We start from the raw sequence: 21,301 nt of genomic DNA, 5'->3' as shown, positions 1-21,301 counted from the left end.
AACACTAAATTATATCTTCAAAGGTTTACTCATTCAAAATCTATTACACTTGCATTACGCTATTTTATACTTTACATACTTTTTTTCTACGCATATTATTATAAGATTCTGAATTGCAATATTTTAAAAAATACTTTTTTGCTATGAAATTTTAAAATATTAATGTAATATTGTTGTGAGTACATTGTGAAATACCTAAAAAATTGTTTTTAAAAATGATTACTTTACAGTTTGAAACTTAAAATGATAAAAAAAATAATTATTAATATCTGCTTTTCTGCTTTTTTATCATTGATAAATGTTTTTTGCTATACTCTATCAGCACAGAATGGATTTGCTATTAAACCGAATATTCCGAAAGTAATTCACTACACCAGGAATGACTTTAAGGGCGATCCGCAATTTTGGACCGTTTGTGAACAAGACAATGGCGAACTTATTTTTGGAAACAATGATGGTGCTATGGTTTTTGACGGTGAACATTGGCAAAAAGTTAGTTTGCCTAATAATTCATCAATTCGAAGTATAGTCAAAACCAGTTCAGGAAAAATATATGCCGGCGGCTATAATGAATTAGGTCTTGTTCAAAAAAATGCATTCGGCCAATATCAGTATACTTCCTTGATAGAATCGCTGCGACTTGAGGGAGAAAATTTTGAAAATCTTTGGCAAGCACATCAGTTTAAAAATCATATCATTTTTAGAGCATTTAATGAATTGATATTAATTACCAACCATACGGCAATACAAATTCCTGCCAATAAATCATTTACTTTTTCGGCTATTATTGGTCAAAAATATTTGGTTCAAGACGCTAATCACGGCATTTATGAACTCAATGCCAATCAAAAAGAACTTCAACTAATTTTTAAATCAGACAGTTACGGGAATGAAGAATTAGCTGAGATTTTACCAACTTCAAACCCTAGCATTGTTTTGTTGGTCACCAAATCCGGATCAGTTTTTACCGGCGATATTAAAAATAAAACTATTAAACGCGATTTATTTCTTTTTGAAGGCAATCCAAAAGATCAGGTTACTTCAGTTATTAGCGATAATGCTGGCGGTTATATTGTTGGGACTTTGAGTTCAAAATTACTTAAACTGTCATCAAGCAAGCAAATCATTAGAAAAAGCCCTGAATTTTCAGGTTTAACCAATACTACAGTTCATAAACTTTTTAGAACCAAGAACAACAATATCTGGGTTTTAGAAAACAACGGCCTTGAGTTTTTAGATTATAAATCTCCGTTTATTTCGATTTTTGATCAAGCCTCTGTTTACGATGTTTTACTCAAGAATAATCAGCTTTATGTAGCTACTAACAATGGAATTTATTACAGTAACCTTGCTCAAAATCAAACCAACAGCAATTTGGTTTTCAATAAGATTGAATCCCTGCAAGGACAAGCTTGGTCCATAAAAGATTGTGATGGGGATATTATGGTTTCGCACGACACCGGAATTTACAAAATTACACAAGGGAATGCTCAAAAAATTGATGGCGCTTCAGGTTTTTGGAAATTGACAAAAATCACAACCAAACCGAACTCTTATCTGGCCTCAAATTACAATGGTTTGTATTTGGTCGTCAAAAAAGGAGCTAGTTGGGTTATTGAACGAAAGATCATGGGTTTTGACGAATCTACACGAGATATTTTAGCTGATGATTCACCCAATACCTATTGGGTTTGTCACGGATATAAAGGCGTTTATAAAATTCATTTAAATGCCGATTATTCAAGAGTTATTGCGGTTGAAAACTTCACGAATCAAAATGGTTTTAAATCAGCTTTTAACATCAATGTTTTTAGATGGAACAACAAGATTGTTTTTACTAGCAACAACGGAATTTATACTTATAATCAAGAGAGTAATAAGTTTGTTTTGTTTGATGATCTCAACCAGATTTTAGATGCTAACAAAAATACCCGTAAGTTACTTCAATATCAAAATAAAACTTGGTTTGTTCAAGATGATGAAGCCGGATATTTTATGACTAAAAGCAATATTCACAAGCTCAATAAAGATTTGTTTTTGAACCTTAAAGGAAGCTTCAACAGAGGCATGGAATGTATATATCCGCTTTCTGACAATAAAGTTATTTTCGGAACCAACTATGGTTTGTTTTTGTACAATTTAGCAGGAACACAAAATATAAAATCTGTACCAACTCAAATCAGTCAGGTAACTTATATCCATAACCAGAAAATAAATTACATCGAAACCAATTCGCAAAAAAATGCTATATCGCTTCCGAATCAAACTGATATTTTAAGATTTGAATTTGCTGCGCCTGAGATGATTTCAAGCACTGCAGTAAACTATAGCTATAAATTAGAAAACGTCGATGAAAATTGGTCACCTTGGCAAAGCAGTTCATTTAAAGAGTATACACATTTGCGTCCCGGAAATTATAAGTTTTTGGTTAAAAGTCGCAATTTAGCTGGGCTTTCAGGCCAACAAACTTCATTTGAATTTACCATCTTGCCTAAATGGTATCAAACTAATTTAGCTTATTTTATTTACCTGGTACTCTCGATTTTATTTGTATATTATTTGGTTCATTATGTCAAGAAAAAAATCGCTTATGAAAGACGTCGTTCTGAATTAGAAATTCAAAAAAATCACCACTTACTTGAATTAGAGCTCGAAAAACTTAAATTGAGTCGCGACCGCGAAATGATTCAAAAAGATAAATTGCACTTAGAAGAAGACGTACTCGGAAAAAGTAAAGAATTAGCCAACTACACTTTACTGCTAAGTCAGAAAAAAGACATTTTTGGCGAAATGCAGAACGATCTAAAACAATTACGTGATTTACTCAAAAGCGATGATGCGCGTCGTAAAATATCGGAGATTTTCCAGAAACTCAACCAACATAAAATAGGCGAGGAGTATATGGAAATTTTTGATGTGAATTTTGAACGTATTCACCACGATTTTTTCGAAAAACTCAAGCAACTAGATCCGTCAATTACAAAACGCGAACTTCGGTTGTGTGCTTTTGTCAAAATGAACCTTTCTAATAAAGAAATCTCACCTTTACTCAATATTTCCATTCGCGGAATTGAAAGCGCCCGTTATCGTGTACGTAAAAAACTCAATGTGCAACACGAAGACAACTTTGTGGCGTTTTTGCAGCATTTAGCAGATGAAAAATAAAAATCCACTTGATCAATTCGGGGTATTAGCCTCTGTTTTATTGCTTCCGTTGTTGATTTATATTTATGAAAACTTTTTTACCGAGAAGCAAACAAGATAACTTGTAGATTTATTTGTTGTTAAAATAGAGCTGGATTTTGGTAAAGGCAGCTTTTGCTTGGGTAATTAAAATAAGAAAACTCATTAAGCGAGTTTTTTTGAGATAATGCAGGATTACTGTGTGATCCTGAGTAAAGATAGCTTTCGCTTGAGTATTTAAAAACAAAAAAAACATCAAGGGAGTTTTTTTATAGGATAGGCAGGATTACTTCGTGATCCTGAGTAAAGGTACCCTTTACTCAAGCATTTAAAAACAAAAAACCCATCAAGCGAGCTTGTGGGTTTTTCTTATTTTAAATACTTGTGGGAAGAGCAGGATTATTTCATGATCCCAAGGGTGAACCCTTGGACAAAAAAACAAAACCCAAATTCAATCAAGCGAGCTTGTTGAATTTGGGTAATTATTTTTTTGGTGGGAAGAGCAGGATTCGAACCTGCGAAGGTTTCCCAACGGATTTACAGTCCGTCCTCGTTGGCCGCTTGAGTATCTTCCCGTGCGTTCAAGCGCGTGCAAATATAGAAACTGTTTTGGTGTTTGCAAACTTAATTTGCGCTATTGTACGAACTAATTTTTAAATGGTTGAGCCTAAGTCAAATAAAAAAATCCCCCGAAGGAGATTTTCTATCAAATGTTTTACTTTCTTATTTTAAAAGTGATTTTACTTTTTCTTTAAGCTCAGCTCCACGCAAATCACGCGCTAAGATTTTTCCGCTGGCATCCAATACAAAAGTAGTTGGAATGAGTTTTACGCCATAAGCATCGGCAATCGGATCTTCCATTTCTTTGAGGTTTGAAACCTGTGTCCAAGTAAGTCCGTCTTTGGCAATAGCGCCTTTCCATTTGGCTGCATCGCTGTCTAACGAAACACTGATGATGTTCAAACCTTTACCGTGGAATTCTTTGTATAAGGCTACCATGTTCGGATTCTCAGCACGGCACGGATTACACCAAGAAGCCCAAAAATCAACAATGGTAATTTTGCCCATACTTTGTTTGAGTGAAACCGTTTTTCCGGCCGCATCAGGTGCTGAAAAATCAGGAGCCATATCACCGGCTTTGAGTTCTTTGACGGCAGCCACTGGTTTGCCTAACTCATCCAATTGTTTTTTGATTTTTTTACCGTGTTTGGTGTTTTTTACTGATTCATCGAGTTGGTCGTAATAGCCTTTGATTTTTTTGATATCCGGTGCGCCTTGGTTAAACATGCCTTCAATAATCAAAGCTGAAATAAACGCTTTCGGATGGCTGCTTACATACGCATCGTTTTGTTTGATGAAATCTTCTTGAAATTTGGTGTATTCTTTTTGCAAAGCTTCAATGGTAGCCATGTCTTTGGTTTTTTGCGCCAATTCCATCTTTGCCATATTGTCTTGCTGAAACTTGATCATCTTTTTCTGAACTTCCCAACCTTTGGCTTTATATGCATTGAGTTCGTCGTTGTTATAGCTTCCTTTGATTTTGCTCAGTGGCAAACTGTCTTTGTCAATGGTCATCTCAATTTCGCCTTCTTCAAGAATAAACGGAATTTTGCCCATCACGCCTTCTACCTGAACCAAATACATTTCTGGTTCAACGGCTTTGCCCTCAAAAACAAATTTTTCTTTTTGAACTTTTACTGTATCTACTGATTTAAGCATGCCCGTTTCATCTTGGGTTTGCAACATTACCATTTTACCATCGGCAATTCCTTTGACGTTTCCGCTTACGATATACTCAGTGTCACCGGTTTTTTTACAAGAAGCCAAAACAGCTAGAGCAGAGGCTAATACAAGGATTTTTCTCATGAAATTATTTTTTGATTTGCCCGCAAAAGTATTCAAAATAATGCGATGCATCCGATTTTTCGGCCTTAAATTTTTGTTATAGTTGAGTTTATTTTTTTTGTGATGGACAAACAAAATCGGTTACCGGAACAGCCGTATTTTTAATGCCGACAAATCCTTTTTCAACATTAATCATATTGTGGTAACCGCGCGCTTTTAAAATCGATGCCATAATCACCGAGCGATATCCGCCTTGGCAATGCACATAAAAGGTTTTGTCTTGCGGAACTTCTGACATATGTGTATTGACTGTGTCTAAGGGAATATTCAAAGCATCAGCCACATGTTCGCCTGCATATTCTCCGGGTTTACGCGCATCCACAACAATCAAATCTTTTGAATATTGAGCAGCAAAAGCTTCGGGGCTAATTGATTCAATAGAGTCGGTTTCAAAACCAGCCGCTTCCCAAGCTTCAATGCCGCCTTTGAGATAGCCCAAGGCATGATCAAAGCCTACGCGGGCCAAACGCGTAATGGTTTCTTGCTCGCGACCTTCGGGAATCACCAGTAACAAAGGCTGATTGACATTCATGATCAAAGCGCCCACCCACGGAGCAAAATTGCCTTGAATACCGATAAAAATAGAACCCGGAATATGTTTTTGAACAAAGTCATTTTCGTGACGAACATCTAAAATCACCACATCGTCTTGCGCCATGGCTTCAAAAGTTTTGGCATCGAGCGCTTTATTGGCTTGACTCATCACTTGATCAAGCGATGCATAGCCCTTAATATTGAGCATTACGTTCTGCGGAAAATAAGCCGGAGGCAAACCCAAACCATCTAGTAGTTCTTGGGTAAATTCTGCTCGGGTCATATCAGCGCGCAAAGCGTAATTGGTTTTCTTTTGGTTGCCCAATGTATCAGTGGTTTCTTTGCTCATGTTTTTGCCGCAGGCGCTTCCGGCACCGTGACTCGGATAAACAATCAAATCATCGGGCAAAGGCATGATTTTATTTCTGAGCGAATCAAATAAATAACTGGCCAATTTTTCTTGGGTGAGTTCTTCGGTCAAGGCTTGCGCCAAATCAGGTCGGCCCACATCGCCAATAAACAGGGTGTCGCCGGTAATGATGCCGTGCATTTTATGCTTCTCATCTAGGAGCAAATAACAAGTGCTCTCGAGTGTATGACCCGGTGTGTGGATGGCGCGAATGGTATAATGGCCCACTTTAAATTCTTGTCCGTCAGTGGCAATCAAAGCTTCAAAACCCGGTTGAGCCGTCGGTCCGTACACGATAGTTGCGCCTGTTTTTTGCGCCAAATCTAAATGACCCGAAACAAAATCAGCGTGAAAATGGGTTTCAAAAATGTATTTGATTTGAGCGTTATCAGCCGAAGCTTTTTCAATATAAGGCCCGACTTCTCTGAGCGGATCAAAAATAGCAGCTTCGCCATTGCTTTCAAGGTAATAGGCCGCTTGCGCAATACAGCCGGTGTATATTTGTTCTATTTTCATCTTAAATAGTTTCTTTTTTAGTAAAAAAAAATGAGCTTCAAAGTTAATTAAAATAAGCAAGCTGCCGATTGAAACTTTTTAGCTACTCGGCAGCTATAACATTATGAGATTAAACTTCTTCGCCCTTGAGCATTTTGTTCCAGTATAAATAAGGTAGGATGTATTTTTTGAGCATCCAAAGTCGCCAATGTGGTTTAAAGCTTTTAAATACGAGCATTTGTTTGAGTTTTGGATCAGGCGTAAACTCATTTTTATAGTTGAATTCTGCCAACACCATTTCGCCGTATCCGGTGACCAGCGGGCATGACGAATAGCCGGTGTAATCTTCGTTATTGGCCTTAACACCTCTGATGAGTTTGAATAAATTATCCACTACCACCGGCACTTGTTTGCGAATCGCAGCTCCGGTTTTGGCGGTGGGCAATCCGGCAATGTCGCCTAAACCAAAAACGTTTTGATATTGAGCGCTTTGCAAACTGTTCAAGTGTACATCCATCCACCCGGCACTGTTGGCCAAGGTAGATTCTTTTAAAAATTTAGGTGCTTCTTGAGGCGGCGCTAAATGCAAAAAGTCAAACGGAATTTGAATAGTTTCGTTACCGTCGTGTTGTTCGTTGAGAATGTTGTTCTCATTGATGACACACATATTTTCTTTCGCGCCCACATGTTTGAAATGAACAATTTTGTTTTCGGCATCAATTTTTATCGGTGCATAAAATGTTTTTAAGTGAATGTTATAGCGGCCAATGACTTGCATGAGTGTATCGGCTACGATTTTTACGCCAAAAATAACCGAACCCGGCGTAGCAAAAATCACATTGGTTTTTGATGAAATGCCTTTTTTCTTAAAGTAGTGTGCCGATAAATAAGCTGTTTTTTGCGGAGCACCACCGCATTTAATTGGAGTTGTAGGTTGGGTAAAGACCGCATTGCCACCTTTAAATTTTTCGAGTAATTCCCAGGTTTTGCGCGGATCGACATAATTGCTGCAAATTACCCCTTTTTCTAAACCTTCTCTAAGACCTTCAATACCGTCGAGATTGTTGACCAAACCGGCAGCAATCACTAGGTAATCATATAGGATAACTTCATTCTTAGCCGTGGTCAATTGGTTGTTTTCAGGTTGCAAACTCGCTACCGAATCTTTGATCCAAGTAACACCTTTAGGGATAAACTCCGCAGTTTTGCGAATGGTTTTGTTGTAGTCAAATGAACCCGCGCCCACCAAAGTAAAAGCAGGCTGGTAATAATGTTGTTCTGAGGGTTCAATAATTGCGATGTTGAGACCTTTTTGTTTTTTGGTCAATTGGGCAGCCACCATAATTCCGGCAGTTCCTCCCCCAACAATAAGAATTTGATAATGTGCCATAATACTTTCTTTTTTTGATAAAAGTATATGGGTACATTTTGACAGAATGTAACTTTTGTTACACTTGCGATAATTTTATGCGTAATGTTTATTTTTTTGTCTCTTTTTTTAAAGATGGCAAAAAAAAGAAAGATGTACACCAACAATATGTCAAAGTATACATCTTTCTCTGAGCCATGTTATTTTTGTTTATGAGTGGTGGTTCTTTTTCTTGTAGTTCACATCGCAGCCGGACGCGCCGCATCCTAAATTAAACAGCGCTTGCATTAAAAAGAATAATCCGAACAAAAGATAAAACCATTGCTGGGTTTCATAGGCTTGTGCAAACAGCATCAGCGCTAAGGCCAATCTGAAATAGCGCATTAAATGCCAATTTTTAAACAAAAGTGATTTCATCTGATTTTTTGTAAAGTTAATTCAATTCATCTCGAACGCCGAGTTTTTTTAAAATGTCTTCCATCAAACACCATTTTGTGATGGCCGATTGCAGTAAATTAACACCTACAAATCCGGTAAACCACAACCAGTTGATGTTGACATAAACAGCGAGCAATAAGCTCAGCAAGATAAAAGTTCCGGCTATAGCGCGAATAATTCTATTGATCATAATTCAAGTTTTTAAAGGTTAAGGTTGTTCATTTTCTCAATGGCTACCACCGCTGCATGTATATGCGATTGTACATTTTGCACGGCGTTGAATTGATCAACTTCGGCCAGCAGTTGGTTGGTGTTTTCTTCAGACACAAAAGCGTAATACAGTACTGATTCTGTCACGGTGGCTTCAGTAGCAAACCAATGGTCGTTCAAATTTTGGTCAGCGTTGTCTTGATAACCGTTGACATCCTGAAACGAGAAATGTTTGACGCCGGCTGTTTTGAGCATGCGGACGATGTTTTTGTCAAAGCCTTTAGAGGCCGTTATGATGAGTAGTTTCATGATTTTTAGGTTTTATGATTTTTCCCATTTTTTTCTTTCGGTGATGTAATAAATCAGCGGTACAACTATCAGTGTAAGTAGAGTTGATACAATGGCGCCGGCTACTAGCGAGATGGCCAATCCTTGAAAAATTGGGTCAAACAAAATAATCGATGCGCCAATAACCACGGCACCGGTGGTGAGTAGAATAGGAGTAGTACGCACCGCTCCGGCCTCAATGATGGCTTGCTTGAGCGGAATGCCTTCGTTGAGCCTGATTTCAATAAAGTCAATGAGCAAAACCGAGTTGCGCACCATCACACCAGCCAAGGCAATCATGCCAATAAACGAAGTGGCCGTAAAGAACGCGCCCAGCAACCAGTGCCCGAGCACAATGCCAACAAGCGAAAGCGGAATTGCCATCATCATGACCATCGGGGTTTTAAAATTCTGGAACCAGCCCACAATGAGCATATAAATAATGATGATGACCACCAAAAAGGCTGCGCCCAAATCGCGGAAAACTTCTAGCGTAATTTGCCATTCACCATCCCATTTTACGGTAAAATCAGTCTCGTCGTTGGGTTGTTCCATATACAATTCATTGATTTTGTATCCGGCGGGCAATTTGATTTTTTGCAGTTTTTCGTTCATGCCCAAGATGGCATACACCGGGCTCTCTAAGGCTCCGGCCATGTCAGCCGTTACATAGACCACGCGTTTTTGGTCTTTGCGATATATGGTTTTGGCGAGTGTATCGGTTTTTACCTGAACCAAATCGCCCACCGAAACTATTTGTCCTTGTGCGCCTTTAATTTTAAGATTCTTGATGTCATCCAATGAGGTTTTATCGGCATCATGCAATGAAAGCACAATTCCCACCGGATCATTTGAGCGCGCATCGTGCAAATCGCTCACCGGATATTCTTTGAGCAAATAAGTCAAATTACCCACCACTTGTGCGGGCGCAATGCCGTTGAGCATGGCTTTTTCTTTGTCAACTTCAAACTTATATTCGGTTTGTGCGTCTTCGGTCATCCAATCAATATCAACAATATCAGGTGTTTGGTGCAAGATATCTTTGACTTGCTGCGCCACTTGAATTTGTTGTTTGTAATCAGGGCCGTAAATTTCAGCCACCAAAGTCGATAAAACCGGCGGTCCCGGCGGAACTTCAATCACTTTTACATTGGCGCCATAGCGATGCCCAATTTTTTGAATGGCTCCGCGGATGCGTTTGGCTATGTCGTGACTTTGCAAGTTGCGGTCTTCTTTGTGCAATAAGTTTACCTGAATATCGGCCATATTGCTGCCGCCTCGCAAGTCATAATGCCGCACCAAGCCGTTAAAAGTAATCGGTGCCGAAGTGCCCACATAGTTCTGATAGTTGACCACTTCGGGCTGTTCTGATAAATACTGAGCAATTTCTTGGGTGACCGCTGCGGTTCGTTCGAGCGTGGTTCCTTCGGGCATATCAATCACCACTTGAAACTCATTTTTGTTGTCAAACGGTAGCATTTTTACCACCACTTGTTTCCCGAAGAACATGGCTATTGAGCCGAATAACAACAACACCGTTGCGCCCAACATCCATCGTCTTTTTTTAGAATTATCCAGCAAAGGTTGCTCGAGCTTGCGGTATATTTTATAAATAAAACTCGTTTCTAAACCCTCATGTTCTTTGTGTTCTTGCTCGTCTTTTTCTTGCAGTAAATGATAGCCCAAATAAGGTGTTACAGTCAAGGCCACAAACAGTGAGAGCATCATGGCAATTGAAGCGCCAATGGGCATCGGACTCATATAAGGCCCCATCATCCCCGACACAAAAGCCATCGGCAAAATAGCGGCAATTACCGTAAAGGTGGCCAAAATGGTTGGGTTGCCAACTTCATTGATGGCGTAAATCGCCGCTTGGCCAAATGGCAGTCGCTTCATTTTAAAATGGCGGTGCATGTTTTCGGCAATAATAATACTGTCGTCTACCACAATACCCACCACAAATACCAGGGCAAAAAGAGTGATTCTGTTTAGGGTGTAACCCAACAAATAATAAGCAAACAAAGTCAAAGCAAAGGTCAGCGGCACTGAGAAAAACACCACCAAACCACCGCGCCAGCCCATGGCCAGCATCACCAAAACCGTGACGGCTATAATGGCAATACCCAAGTGCATGAGCAGTTCACCTACTTTGTCAGAGGCTGTTTCACCGTAGTTGCGCGTTACTTCAACATGCACATCCGCCGGAATCAAATTCTTTTTGAGCGCGTCTAAATGATGTATGATTTTTTCAGAAATTTTCATCGCATCGGCACCTTTGACTTTACCGACCGATATAGTTACCGCCGGATATTCTGATTTGTGCTGTGCGTATTTTGCATTCGCTTGGCCATAACCAAACGATACATATTGGCTTGCAGTGGCCGGACCATCTACTACTTGAGCCACTTGTTTTAAATACACCGGTCTATTTTTATACACGCCCACCACCAAGTTTTCAACGTCTTCGGCAGATTCCAAAAACGAACCTGTGGTCATTAAATACTCGCGATCGTTGTGTACAAAACTACCCGATTGTGCTTGGGTGTTGTTGGCCTGAATCATTTGCAGAATACCCAGTGCATCCACACCGTTCTCGGCCATTTTGTCTTTGTCTAAAACCACCTTGAGCGCGCGAGTTTGTCCGCCAATTTCTTTGGTAATGGCTACATCTTTTACTTTCTCAATCTCTGAGGTTACTTCTTCAGCCAATTGTCTGAGTTGGTACCCATCGTATTTTTCGCTCCAAAGCGTAATCCCGAGCATCGGCACATCGTCAATGGTTCGGGTTTTGACCATGGGTTTCATCACCCCGGCCGGAAACATATCTTGATGTTTGCTGAGTTCGTCGTATAGTTTTACATACGAACGCTCTACATCTTGTCCTACAAAAAACTGCACCACCAACATCGCCTGACCATTCATGGCCATACTGTGCACGTGTTCAACACCTTTGATGTTTGAAATCACTTTCTCGAGCGGTTTTACCACGCGGCTTTCTACTTCACTTGGGGCAGCGCCCGGATAACCAATGAGCACATCGGCCATAGGCACGTTAATCTGCGGCTCTTCTTCGCGCGGAATCAAAAACGAACTATACACCCCAATGATCATCAGCGCCACCATGAGCAAAACCGTGAGTTTTGAGTGAATAAAAAAGTGGGCTATTTTACCTGAAATACCTTCTTGCATAATTATATCTTTTTTTTGGGCGTGCCCCTACGGGTCAGGCTGTACGCTACAAGTCCTCGTTACTCTGCGGGCTTTTCGCTGCCATCCTTCACGCAACCGTTATCCATGAATCAGTATGGTTGTGATTAAAAATTAAGGTTGTACCAAAACCCCGTTATAGAGCTTTCCACTGGCCGAAACCACATAGGTTTCACCGCTGGTCAAACCCGATAAAACTTCGGTTTGGTTGCCTGTGGTTTTACCTAAGCGCAGCCAGCGCAACAAGGCTTTATGTTCTGGGCTTACTACATAAACACCACTCAATTGGCCCGAATGAACCAAAGCTTGGCTCAATATACTGATGCCGTTGGTGTTGTTTTGTTTTGGCGTTTGGTTGCCGGTAGCCAAGTCAACGCGCACAAACATACCCGAAAGCACTTTTGGGTCCGGATGCTCTAAGCTTACTTTAACCAAATATTGCCCGCCGGTGTTTTGTGCTGAGGCACTTACTTCGGTGACGGTTCCGGCTAAGGTTTTCCCGATTGATTTGACCAATATGCTGGCTTTCATTCCTGACTTAATACCAGAAATTTGACTCTCCGGAACCATTGCAACCGCTTGCCATTGCGTTCCGCCTTCCAAACTCACGAGCGGCATACCCGGATTGGCCATATCGCCTTCTTTGACAAAAGTTCCGGTAATCACCCCCGAAAACGGAGCTCTCACGTTGGCATAGGCCAATTGTGCCATTACTTCATTGCGCATTTGTTGGGCGCCTTCTAAAGCTGCTTGTGCAATGGATAGGCGCGCGGTCATATCGTCGAGTTCTTTTTGGGTAGCACTCTGTTGTTCAAACAGATTTTTAAATCGGTCATAGTCTTTTTTGGCGTTGTTATACGCGGCCTTTGCTTGTAGTATACCGGCATCGGTTTGGGCTTTTTTGGCTTGAATGTCGGTGTTGTTAATGCTGACCAACAATTGTCCTTGTTGCACTTTTTGACCCATTTTTACTGCCAGTTGCGTTACATAGCCCATCATGCGTGTGCTGATGTTGGCACTGTTGGCGGCTTCAATTTTTCCGCTTACCGAAACCACAGCAGCGTTTTGATCTTGGCCAACGATGGCCGTTTGTACAGAAACCGCAGCAGCAGATGATGCAGTTTTTTCGGTTTTTCCTGAGCAAGCCACCAACAAAATCAAAGTGGCAAGGGTTATCATCGAGGTGATTTTTTTCATGATTAGTTTGTTAAAAATTGAAGATAGGTTTGTGTTAATTGATATTCAAATACGGCTTGATCCAACTCGAGTTCTTTTTGCAGTTGTTGGGTTTCTGAGGCCAATAAATCTGTGGTTTTCTCTAAGCCTTGGGCAAATCGGTTTTGTCTGATTCTGTAGGCTTCTTGTGATTGTTCGAGTGCCAAACGCGATAGGTTGACTTTGTTTTGCGCGTCGGTTAATTGGCGCAGTGTTTTGTTGAGTTCCAATTGGCTTTGGGCTTTGTATTGTTCGAGTTCGGTGTTGGCTTTTTGGTATTCAGCCTTTGATTTTTGCGCTTTACCAATGGTTTTATAGCCGTCAAAAACATTCCACGAAAGTTGCGCGCCCACCGTATAGCCTTTGGCTGCGGTTCCTAAAAATGCAGTGTCGTATAATTCGTAGCTGCCAAAAGCATTCAATCGAGGCAAATATCCCATTTGGTCAGATACCGACATTTTTTGGTAGGCTTCTGAGGTTTTCATCATGGCTTGAATGTCTTTTCGCTGTTCAGATATCGTGCCTGAAACCGTATTCATTTGCGGCTCATAGACCAAATTTTCTGTAGGTTGATACACTTTTTTGTCTTGGGTTTCACCGAGTAAAAAATGCAAATAGTCTGAAGCATTTTGCACGTTGCTCAAAGCGTATTGCGCTTGATTCTGAATTTCGCCCACACGCACCTGAACCAACAACACATCGGTTTTTTGCACCATGCCTTGCTTGAAGTAATTTTCGATGAGTTTTAAATTGGCTTGTGCCGTAGCTTGTGCTTTTTTGATTACCGCTAAAGCTTTGTAGGCCAATTGCAATTGCATATAAGCTTTGTTCACTTCAAGTTTCAGATATTCGGCGGTACGCTCAGATTGTAATTGATAGGCTTGCATTTTGGTTTTGGCGGCCCCGCGAGCGATCCATCCATCGGCATTGATGAGTGGTTGCAATACTTCAAATTTCGTAGCGAAGTTTTTGGTTTTTTTCGGGTCGTTGAGCAAAGCCGGATTAAAGTCAGCCGCGGTTAAAATTTCTTGATTGAGTTTTGAGCCAAAAGCCATCAGCGGATTTGTCGTTGAAATTCCGGTATACGAAGCCGATACCGATGGCAAAAAAACCGCATTGGTTTGACGATAATCAGCACGAGCCGATGCAACTGCTTGGTTTGTTATTTTGAGTTGCCAATTTTGCTCGATGACTTTTTGCTGTAGTTCATTTTTAGAAATGCGCAAAGTGTCTTGAGCCCAAGCTGAACTGATGCTCATAAGCACCAAAGAAAATAACCTTGTATAATGGTTCATATAGATGAATTAAAAAATAACAAGGCAAAGATATTTTCGCGTGAGCAGTCGGTCAGTAACTAAAGTCACAACACAAAAAAAGCACGCCTTTTGAGCGCGCTTGTCTTTAGTTTAGTGCTAGATTTTATTCTTCTTCAGCTTTGTTCTTGAGTTGCATCAGTAGGGTATAAGCGCCTTTGGTCACGATTTTTTTGTTTTCAATGAGTTCGGGTTGGGCTATGCTTACAAATCCTTCAGACTGAATGGAAATGGTAACGGGTTGCAATATATAATGCAGCTGATCTTGAACCATAACCAGGTAATCTTTGCCTTCAAAATTCACCACAGCTTCTTCGGGTAAGGCCAGCGCTTTGTTGTTCTTGAGTTCAATTTCGGCATTCATATACATGCCCGGTAACAAGGTTTTGTCATAATCGTTAAAATGACAATGCACTTCAACGGTATGGTCTTCGGTAGATAAATCTTTGCTGATTAAGATAATCTCACACGGATGTTTTTGATCGGGCTGACTGTTGGTAAACGCAAACAGTTTTTGCCCTACCGATAAACGCATCACATCTTTTTCAAAAATCTTTAAGTTTAAGTGAATATCATCCGGATTCACGAGTTCAAACAACACATCGGTCGGGTTGACATACTTGCCGATATTGACATTAACTTTTGAGACAAAGCCAGAAATGGGCGCATAAATGTTAATGCTTTTTGAGATGTTGCCTTCGCTGAGTTTACTGGGGTTAATTGAGATGAGTTTGAGTTTTTCAGTCAAAGCGCTCAAAGCGATGCGCAGGTTTTGATATTCGGCTTCGGCCATTTGAAACACTTTATCACTGCTCGCTTGACTTTTGTTTAAATCACGTTGGCGTTCGTATTCTTTTTGTGCATAAACCAATTTGGCACGTGTAGCCAGATAATCTTGCTGCAAGTTGATGTATTGCTGGTCTTCTAAGGTAGCAATGACTTCGCCTTTAACAATGTGCATGCCCGGCAACAATCTTGTGCTTTTGAGGTAACCGCCCAAAGGCATACTCACCGAAACCATGTTTTGCGGTGGTACATCAATGATTCCGTTGACGCGTAGGGTAGAGGTCATGTTGCGGTACTCAGCGCTGGTTGTTTGCAAGCCAGCATTTAGGTATTGTGCCTGGGTGAGTGTTATTAAGTTTTCGGCAGTGGCCTGAGTTGTTGGGGTGCTTTCTTTTTTTTGACAAGCCGCCAAAACAAAAACGAGCGTTGTATATAAGGTTATTTTTTTCATGTTGAATTTATTTAGAATTGAGGTAATTGAGTTGGCTAATTGCTAAGTTAAATTGCATCACGGCATCAAGGTAATCACTCTGAATGGCAATGCTCTGATGCATGATTTGTACCCATTGCAGGTAGTTAATCTCACCACCCAAAAATTGCAGGTCGGCCGTTTGGGTCATTTGCGCGGCACTTTTAAGCGCGGTATTTTCGTAATAACTTATTTGTGCTTGTGCGGTTGAAAAATCTGTTTGTGCGTTTTTCCATTGTTTGCGCCAAAGTAATTTTTCATTTTCATATTGGTTCTCGGCAAGTTGTTGTTGCACTTTTGAAGCCGATATTCGGGCCCGTTGTGCGCCACCCAACAGCGGAATGCCCAAACCGATTTGCCCTGACTGAAAGCGTGTGCTGCTGTTGTACAGCACATTGTTTGAGCCTGTTCCTTGCATGGTCATGCTGTTGTAGCCTACGGTAAGCTCTGGCAAAAGTTTTGATTTTTCAAGTCGGGTAGCTGCTTGCTCAATGGCTTTTTGTTGTGCAGCCCATTGCACCTCGGTGTGTTGTTGCCAACCCAAACTATCTTGGGCCATCGGTGCCGGTAATTTTACCGCAATAGGCTTCGGACTGTAGAGCGTATCGTTGCCCATAAGCCAAGAAAACTCTTGAAGCATTCGATTTTTTTCGCGACGAACTTCGGCCAATTGCATCTGTATAGCACCGCGTTGGGTTTGTGCGGTGGCTTGCTCGAGTATATTGCTTTCGCCTTTTTTAAAGCGCAGCTCTGATTTGCGCTGGAATTCGGCAAAAATAGTATCGCTTTTCATGAGCAACTTTTCTTTTTCTAGCCAAAAAAGCCAACCGTAATAAGTATCGGTAACCTCTTTTTTAAGTTGCGACTCGCGCGCTTTTACTTTAATAGCAGCTGATTTGGTCACTTCTTTAAAGTACTTTTTCTGACGATGATACACCGTAGGAAAACTCAACGACTGCGCTATGCTCAAACGATTGTCGTTGTAGTAACTGTTGATTTGTCCGTATTCAGCATTGATGTTGGTAGGTGACAGATTGGTGGCCGATTTACTCAGTTTTTCATGATATTGCACCCGCAGTCGGTCTTGCTGTAGGTTTTTATTTTTTTTGAGCGCGGTTTGCAGGGCTTGTTCCCAGTTTAAAGTTTTTGTTTGTGCCATGCTGAGGTTCGGAATTAAAAGCATCCACAATACGACAGTTGCTATTCCTTTTGTCGAAGTGTTTTTAGTGGTTTTGCCTTCAAACAACACATACAAAATCGGCAAAACAAATAGGGTTAAAAAGGTGGCAATCATGAGTCCGCCAATAACCACGGTGGCCAGCGGACGTTGTACTTCGGCTCCGGCTCCGTTGCTGAGCGCCATCGGCAAAAAGCCCAACGAGGCTACAAAAGCAGTCATCAACACCGGGCGCAATCGCACTTTGGTGCCCATTAAAACAATGCGGTGTAAGTCCTTCATTCCTTCAGATTTTAGTTGATTAAACTCTGCAATCAGTACAATTCCGTTGAGTACTGCTACGCCAAAAAGTGCAATAAAGCCAACGCCGGCACTGATGCTAAACGGCATGCCGCGCAGGGCCAAAAAGAAGATACCGCCTATGGCCGAAAGCGGAATGGCCGAATAAATCAGCAAACCTTGACGCACTGATTTAAATGCAAAAAACAACAACAAGAAAATCAATATGAGCGATACCGGAACGGCTATCATCAATCGGGCTTTGGCTTTGTTGAGGTTTTCAAATGCACCGCCATAGGTAACGTAATAACCCGCAGGGAGCGCCAGTTTCTTTTCGACTTTGGTTTGCAATTCATTTACTATACTTTGAACATCGCGACCGCGCACATTAAAACCCACAATAATGCGTCGTTTGGCATCTTCACGCTGAATCTGATTCGGTCCGTTTTTGATGCTTACTTGTGCCAACTGCGACAGCGGAATCTGCGTGCCTGAAGCCGTAGCAATGAGTAAATTCTGAACATCTTCAAGGTTTTGACGTTGTTCGTCGCCCAATCGTACCACCAGATCAAATCGTTTTTCGCCTTCAAAGACCAGTCCGGTGCTTTGTCCGGCAAAAGCGGTATGAACTGCGCGGTTGATTTCTTCTACCGATAAACCGTACTGCGCGATGGTGCTGCGGTTATATTCAATAATAATCTGCGGCATTCCCGTTACGGGTTCAACATATAGGTTTTGTGCACCTTCAACCGTACCGACAATTTTGCCGAGTTTTTGTGCATAAACCGCAAGAGTGTCGAGGTTTTCGCCAAAGATTTTGCACACCACATCTTGTCGAGCGCCGGTCATGAGTTCGTTAAAACGCATTTGCACCGGATACTGAAACCCAGCCGTAATGCCCGGAACTTCGGTGAGCGCTTGCCCCATTTTTTCGCTGAGTTCATTAAATGTTTTGGCTGAGGTCCATTCAGATTTGTCTTTGAGAATCACCATCATATCACTGGCTTCCATAGGCATCGGATCGGTGGGAACTTCACCGCTGCCAATTTTGGTCACGACTTTTTCAACTTCAGGAAATCGCGATTTTAAAATATGCGCTGCCTTTTGTGTACTCTCAACCGTAGTGGTCAAATTACTGCCCGTGAGCACACGTGTATCAACCGCAAAATCACCTTCTTCAAGTGCCGGAATAAATTCTCCGCCCAGCATACTCAAAATAGCCACAGCCATAACAAACATCCCGATGACGGTAGCCAAAATAGCTTTGGGATGATTCAAGGCTTTTTGCAAATAATGTTGGTAACGTCTTTCAATTTTGGCCATTACCAAGTCAGATTTGTTGGGCTCGTGCTGAATTTTCTTGCTCAAAAACACCGAACTCATCATCGGAATATAGGTCAACGACAAAATAAAAGCGCCCAATAAAGCAAAGGCAACGGTTTGTGCCATCGGAATAAACATTTTTCCTTCAATGCCTTCCAAGGTAAAGATGGGTAAGTACACAATGAGAATAATGATTTGCCCAAACACGGCGCTGTTCATCATTTTGCCGGCTGAAGTTTTTACCTCAGCATCCATTTGGTCTTGACTGAGTTGGTTGATGTGTGTAAACTTTTTACTGTGGGTGAGTTGATGCATTACGGCCTCAACAATAATCACGGCTCCGTCTACAATCAAACCAAAATCAAGCGCGCCCAAACTCATGAGGTTGCCACTCACGCCAAAAAGGTTCATCATGATGATGGCAAACAACATCGCGAGCGGAATCACCGAGGCTACCAATAAACCGGCTCTGAAATTCCCCAAAAACATAACCAGTACAAATACTACAATCAGCGCGCCTTCGAGCAAGTTTTTCTCAACGGTGCCAATGGCGTTGTTAACCATTTTGGTTCTATCTAAGAAAGGTTCAATTACGACGCCTTTGGGTAAGGTTTTCTGAATTTGCGCAATGCGTTCTTTGACGTTTTTAATTACCTGACTGCTGTTGGCGCCTTTGAGCATCATCACCACAGCCCCCGATACTTCGCCTTGATCGTTATAGGTCATGGCTCCGTAACGCGTGGCATGACCGATGCGCACTTCGGCTACATCGCGCAAAAAGACGGGGCTTTTACCCGAACCAGGCGTGATGCGGATGTTGTTGATGTCATCCATTGAGCCCAAGAGCCCTTCACTGCGAATAAATAAAGAAGTTCCGCCTTTTTCAATATAAGCCCCTCCGGTGTTTTGGTTGTTGGCTTCAACAGCGCTGAATACATCGGCGATAGTGAGCCCCATAGCGTTGAGTTTGTTCGGGTTTAAGGCAATTTCGTATTGTTTGAGTTTACCGCCAAAACTGCTGACTTCAGCCACGCCTTGAACACCCAATAATTGACGACGCACCACCCAGTCTTGTAGGGTGCGCAATTCCGTAGCATCGTATTGACTTTCAAAGCCTTTTTGCGGGCGAACCACATACTGATAAATCTCGCCCAAACCACTCGATACTGGGCCTAATTCAGGTGTTCCGATGCCGGCAGGAATTTCGGTTTGTACTTTTTGCAAACGTTCGGCTACTTGCTGACGCGCCCAGTATACATCAGTATCATCGTCAAAGACGATGGTCACTAGAGACAATCCAAATCGCGAAAAGCTTCTGATTTCTATCGTTCCGGGAATATTGCTGTTGGCTTGTTCGATCGGAAAAGTCACCAAACGTTCAATATCGGTTGCCCCAAATGAAGGTGCAATAGTAATGACCTGAACCTGATTGTTGGTGATGTCCGGAACGGCATCAATAGGCAGTTGGGTGGCCTGGTAGCTTCCGTAGCCAATTAAAGCTAGGAGCATCAGACCAATGATGAGTTTATTCCGTACGGAAAACTCGATGATTTTATTGAGCATAATTGTATTTTTTGTGGATAGAATAAAATATAAACCCACTGTTTACCGCTTAAAAAAGGGACAGTTTGGTTACTAAAAACAAAGAAACAATTAAGCTATTTTAGGCGGTTGCCAGATAGAATGTGAAAATTTAGGAATAAAATGGCTTTGATAGCCAAAGTTTTTCTCGTTTTGCCCGGTTGGGAACGAGTCTAATCGAAACAAATTAAAATGAGGAATCGGCTCAAAATACGATAACACCGAACAGCTGCAACCTCCGTGCGATTTAAAAGGCAACTTCATGTCTTTGTCAAAATCGCTATCTATAACTTCGCCATGAGCGTAATGTTGACACAAAAAATCCCACAAACTAATCTGAGGTTTGGCTTGTTGATGCTCAATGAAGTGTTCTGCCAACATGGGCAACTTGAGCAATTCGCCTAAGTGTACCGAAGTAAACAAATAGGCCATCAGAAATATTGTAGCTATAGGAGATTTCATCAGATAAAAAATAGAGTGCCTGATTCAGACACTCTACTGTTCTTTATTTATGACTTTGTAGCTGCTGCTTTTTTTGCTGCACAACATCCGCCTTTTTTCTCACCGTGGCAAGATTTTTTTTCTTCTTTTGAACAAGATTTTTCGGTTTTAGCTTTTTGCTCTTGTTTGGCAACTTCTTGAGCGTTTACAGTATTTCCGAAGAAAAATGCGCTCATTACGAGCAAAGCAATTGATTTTTTCATGGGATTAATTTTAGTTGATAATGATTCCAAAAATATTACTTTTTGTCAAACAATCAGCTTTGTTTAACATTATTTAGATTTTTCTAAGATTATATTGACAATTTCGTCTTTAGATAAAACGCCTGATTGTCGCCAGAGCTGAACACCTTCTTGAAAAAGCATCATCGTAGGCACGCCACGCACACGGTACGATTCGGCAATTTCAGGATTTTTATCGACATCAATTTTAATAATCGAAACGCGTTCACCCAATTGATCTTTGACTTGTTTGAGTGTAGGCGAGAGCATCTGACACGGTCCGCACCACGTGGCAAAAAAATCAACCAAAACAGGCTTTTCACTTTCGATAAGTGACTGAAAAGATGCATTCATGGCCG

General features: G+C 41.2%; 15 protein-coding genes and 1 tRNA gene. 1 reads left to right on the top strand and 15 read right to left on the bottom strand.

Annotation, left to right across the window (positions count from 1 at the left end; genetic code table 11):
• The first annotated feature begins 243 nt into the window (after nt 1-243).
• The gene (locus KIH23_RS12000) at nt 244-3,165 is read left to right on the top strand and encodes a triple tyrosine motif-containing protein (RefSeq protein WP_213213735.1); all 2,922 of its coding nucleotides are present in this window, start codon (nt 244-246) and stop codon (nt 3,163-3,165) included.
• 509 nt (nt 3,166-3,674) lie between these two features.
• Here KIH23_RS12000 and KIH23_RS11995 read toward each other — a convergent pair.
• From KIH23_RS11995 to trxA, 15 genes are all read right to left on the bottom strand, one after another.
• Nucleotides 3,675-3,758, bottom strand: a tRNA-Tyr gene (locus KIH23_RS11995).
• A gap of 148 nt (nt 3,759-3,906) precedes the next feature.
• Entirely contained in the window at nt 3,907-5,049 is a 1,143-nt protein-coding gene (locus tag KIH23_RS11990) for a TlpA disulfide reductase family protein (RefSeq protein WP_213213734.1), read from the bottom strand.
• Between the two features lie 88 nt (nt 5,050-5,137).
• Complete coding sequence (locus tag KIH23_RS11985; protein ID WP_213213733.1) at nt 5,138-6,547, bottom strand: MBL fold metallo-hydrolase; 1,410 nt, start codon at nt 6,545-6,547, stop codon at nt 5,138-5,140.
• Between the two features lie 109 nt (nt 6,548-6,656).
• A complete protein-coding gene (locus tag KIH23_RS11980) occupies nt 6,657-7,919 on the bottom strand; it encodes an FAD/NAD(P)-binding oxidoreductase (RefSeq protein ID WP_213213769.1) in 1,263 nt (420 codons plus the stop codon).
• Between the two features lie 186 nt (nt 7,920-8,105).
• On the bottom strand, nt 8,106-8,312 hold the full coding sequence (locus KIH23_RS11975; RefSeq protein WP_213213732.1) for a hypothetical protein: 207 nt from the start codon (nt 8,310-8,312) through the stop codon (nt 8,106-8,108).
• 16 nt (nt 8,313-8,328) lie between these two features.
• On the bottom strand, nt 8,329-8,523 hold the full coding sequence (locus KIH23_RS11970; RefSeq protein ID WP_213213731.1) for a DUF2892 domain-containing protein: 195 nt from the start codon (nt 8,521-8,523) through the stop codon (nt 8,329-8,331).
• 11 nt (nt 8,524-8,534) lie between these two features.
• Entirely contained in the window at nt 8,535-8,852 is a 318-nt protein-coding gene (locus tag KIH23_RS11965) for a hypothetical protein (RefSeq protein WP_213213730.1), read from the bottom strand.
• A 12-nt stretch (nt 8,853-8,864) separates the two neighbouring features.
• Nucleotides 8,865-12,059 (bottom strand): efflux RND transporter permease subunit, encoded by a 3,195-nt coding sequence (locus KIH23_RS11960; protein WP_213213729.1) that lies wholly within the window; start codon nt 12,057-12,059, stop codon nt 8,865-8,867.
• Between the two features lie 132 nt (nt 12,060-12,191).
• Entirely contained in the window at nt 12,192-13,274 is a 1,083-nt protein-coding gene (locus KIH23_RS11955) for an efflux RND transporter periplasmic adaptor subunit (protein WP_213213728.1), read from the bottom strand.
• Between the two features lie 2 nt (nt 13,275-13,276).
• A complete protein-coding gene (locus KIH23_RS11950) occupies nt 13,277-14,587 on the bottom strand; it encodes a TolC family protein (RefSeq protein WP_213213727.1) in 1,311 nt (436 codons plus the stop codon).
• Nucleotides 14,588-14,711: 124 nt separating this feature from the next.
• Nucleotides 14,712-15,842 carry an efflux RND transporter periplasmic adaptor subunit gene (locus KIH23_RS11945; protein WP_213213726.1) on the bottom strand — a complete coding sequence of 377 codons (1,131 nt, stop codon included), beginning with the start codon at nt 15,840-15,842 and terminating at the stop codon, nt 14,712-14,714.
• A gap of 7 nt (nt 15,843-15,849) precedes the next feature.
• Nucleotides 15,850-20,202, bottom strand: coding sequence for a CusA/CzcA family heavy metal efflux RND transporter (locus KIH23_RS11940; RefSeq protein WP_213213725.1), 4,353 nt, complete (start codon nt 20,200-20,202; stop codon nt 15,850-15,852).
• Nucleotides 20,203-20,292: 90 nt separating this feature from the next.
• Nucleotides 20,293-20,682 (bottom strand): hypothetical protein, encoded by a 390-nt coding sequence (locus KIH23_RS11935; protein WP_213213724.1) that lies wholly within the window; start codon nt 20,680-20,682, stop codon nt 20,293-20,295.
• 47 nt (nt 20,683-20,729) lie between these two features.
• Nucleotides 20,730-20,924, bottom strand: a complete 195-nt coding sequence (locus tag KIH23_RS11930) for a hypothetical protein (protein WP_213213723.1) — start codon at nt 20,922-20,924, stop codon at nt 20,730-20,732.
• A gap of 69 nt (nt 20,925-20,993) precedes the next feature.
• Entirely contained in the window at nt 20,994-21,296 is a 303-nt protein-coding gene (gene trxA / locus KIH23_RS11925; RefSeq protein ID WP_213213722.1) for a thioredoxin, read from the bottom strand.
• Nucleotides 21,297-21,301 lie beyond the last annotated feature (5 nt).

The organism is Flavobacterium sp. CYK-55, assembly GCF_018413465.1.
Lineage (GTDB): Bacteria > Bacteroidota > Bacteroidia > Flavobacteriales > Flavobacteriaceae > Flavobacterium.
The sequence above is the reverse complement of the archived record's forward strand: the minus strand, read 5'-3'. Positions and strand labels throughout refer to the sequence as shown.

Coding starts and splice junctions, on each gene's coding strand:
- KIH23_RS11945 (WP_213213726.1), bottom strand. CDS start 15,842: ATGAAAAAAATAACCTTATATACAACGCTCGTTTTTGTTTTGGCGGCT.
- trxA (WP_213213722.1), bottom strand. CDS start 21,296: ATGAATGCATCTTTTCAGTCACTTATCGAAAGTGAAAAGCCTGTTTTG.
- KIH23_RS11970 (WP_213213731.1), bottom strand. CDS start 8,523: ATGATCAATAGAATTATTCGCGCTATAGCCGGAACTTTTATCTTGCTG.
- KIH23_RS12000 (WP_213213735.1), top strand. CDS start 244: ATGATAAAAAAAATAATTATTAATATCTGCTTTTCTGCTTTTTTATCA.
- KIH23_RS11955 (WP_213213728.1), bottom strand. CDS start 13,274: ATGAAAAAAATCACCTCGATGATAACCCTTGCCACTTTGATTTTGTTG.
- KIH23_RS11985 (WP_213213733.1), bottom strand. CDS start 6,547: ATGAAAATAGAACAAATATACACCGGCTGTATTGCGCAAGCGGCCTAT.
- KIH23_RS11990 (WP_213213734.1), bottom strand. CDS start 5,049: ATGAGAAAAATCCTTGTATTAGCCTCTGCTCTAGCTGTTTTGGCTTCT.
- KIH23_RS11975 (WP_213213732.1), bottom strand. CDS start 8,312: ATGAAATCACTTTTGTTTAAAAATTGGCATTTAATGCGCTATTTCAGA.
- KIH23_RS11950 (WP_213213727.1), bottom strand. CDS start 14,587: ATGAACCATTATACAAGGTTATTTTCTTTGGTGCTTATGAGCATCAGT.
- KIH23_RS11940 (WP_213213725.1), bottom strand. CDS start 20,202: ATGCTCAATAAAATCATCGAGTTTTCCGTACGGAATAAACTCATCATT.
- KIH23_RS11935 (WP_213213724.1), bottom strand. CDS start 20,682: ATGAAATCTCCTATAGCTACAATATTTCTGATGGCCTATTTGTTTACT.
- KIH23_RS11930 (WP_213213723.1), bottom strand. CDS start 20,924: ATGAAAAAATCAATTGCTTTGCTCGTAATGAGCGCATTTTTCTTCGGA.
- KIH23_RS11960 (WP_213213729.1), bottom strand. CDS start 12,059: ATGCAAGAAGGTATTTCAGGTAAAATAGCCCACTTTTTTATTCACTCA.
- KIH23_RS11965 (WP_213213730.1), bottom strand. CDS start 8,852: ATGAAACTACTCATCATAACGGCCTCTAAAGGCTTTGACAAAAACATC.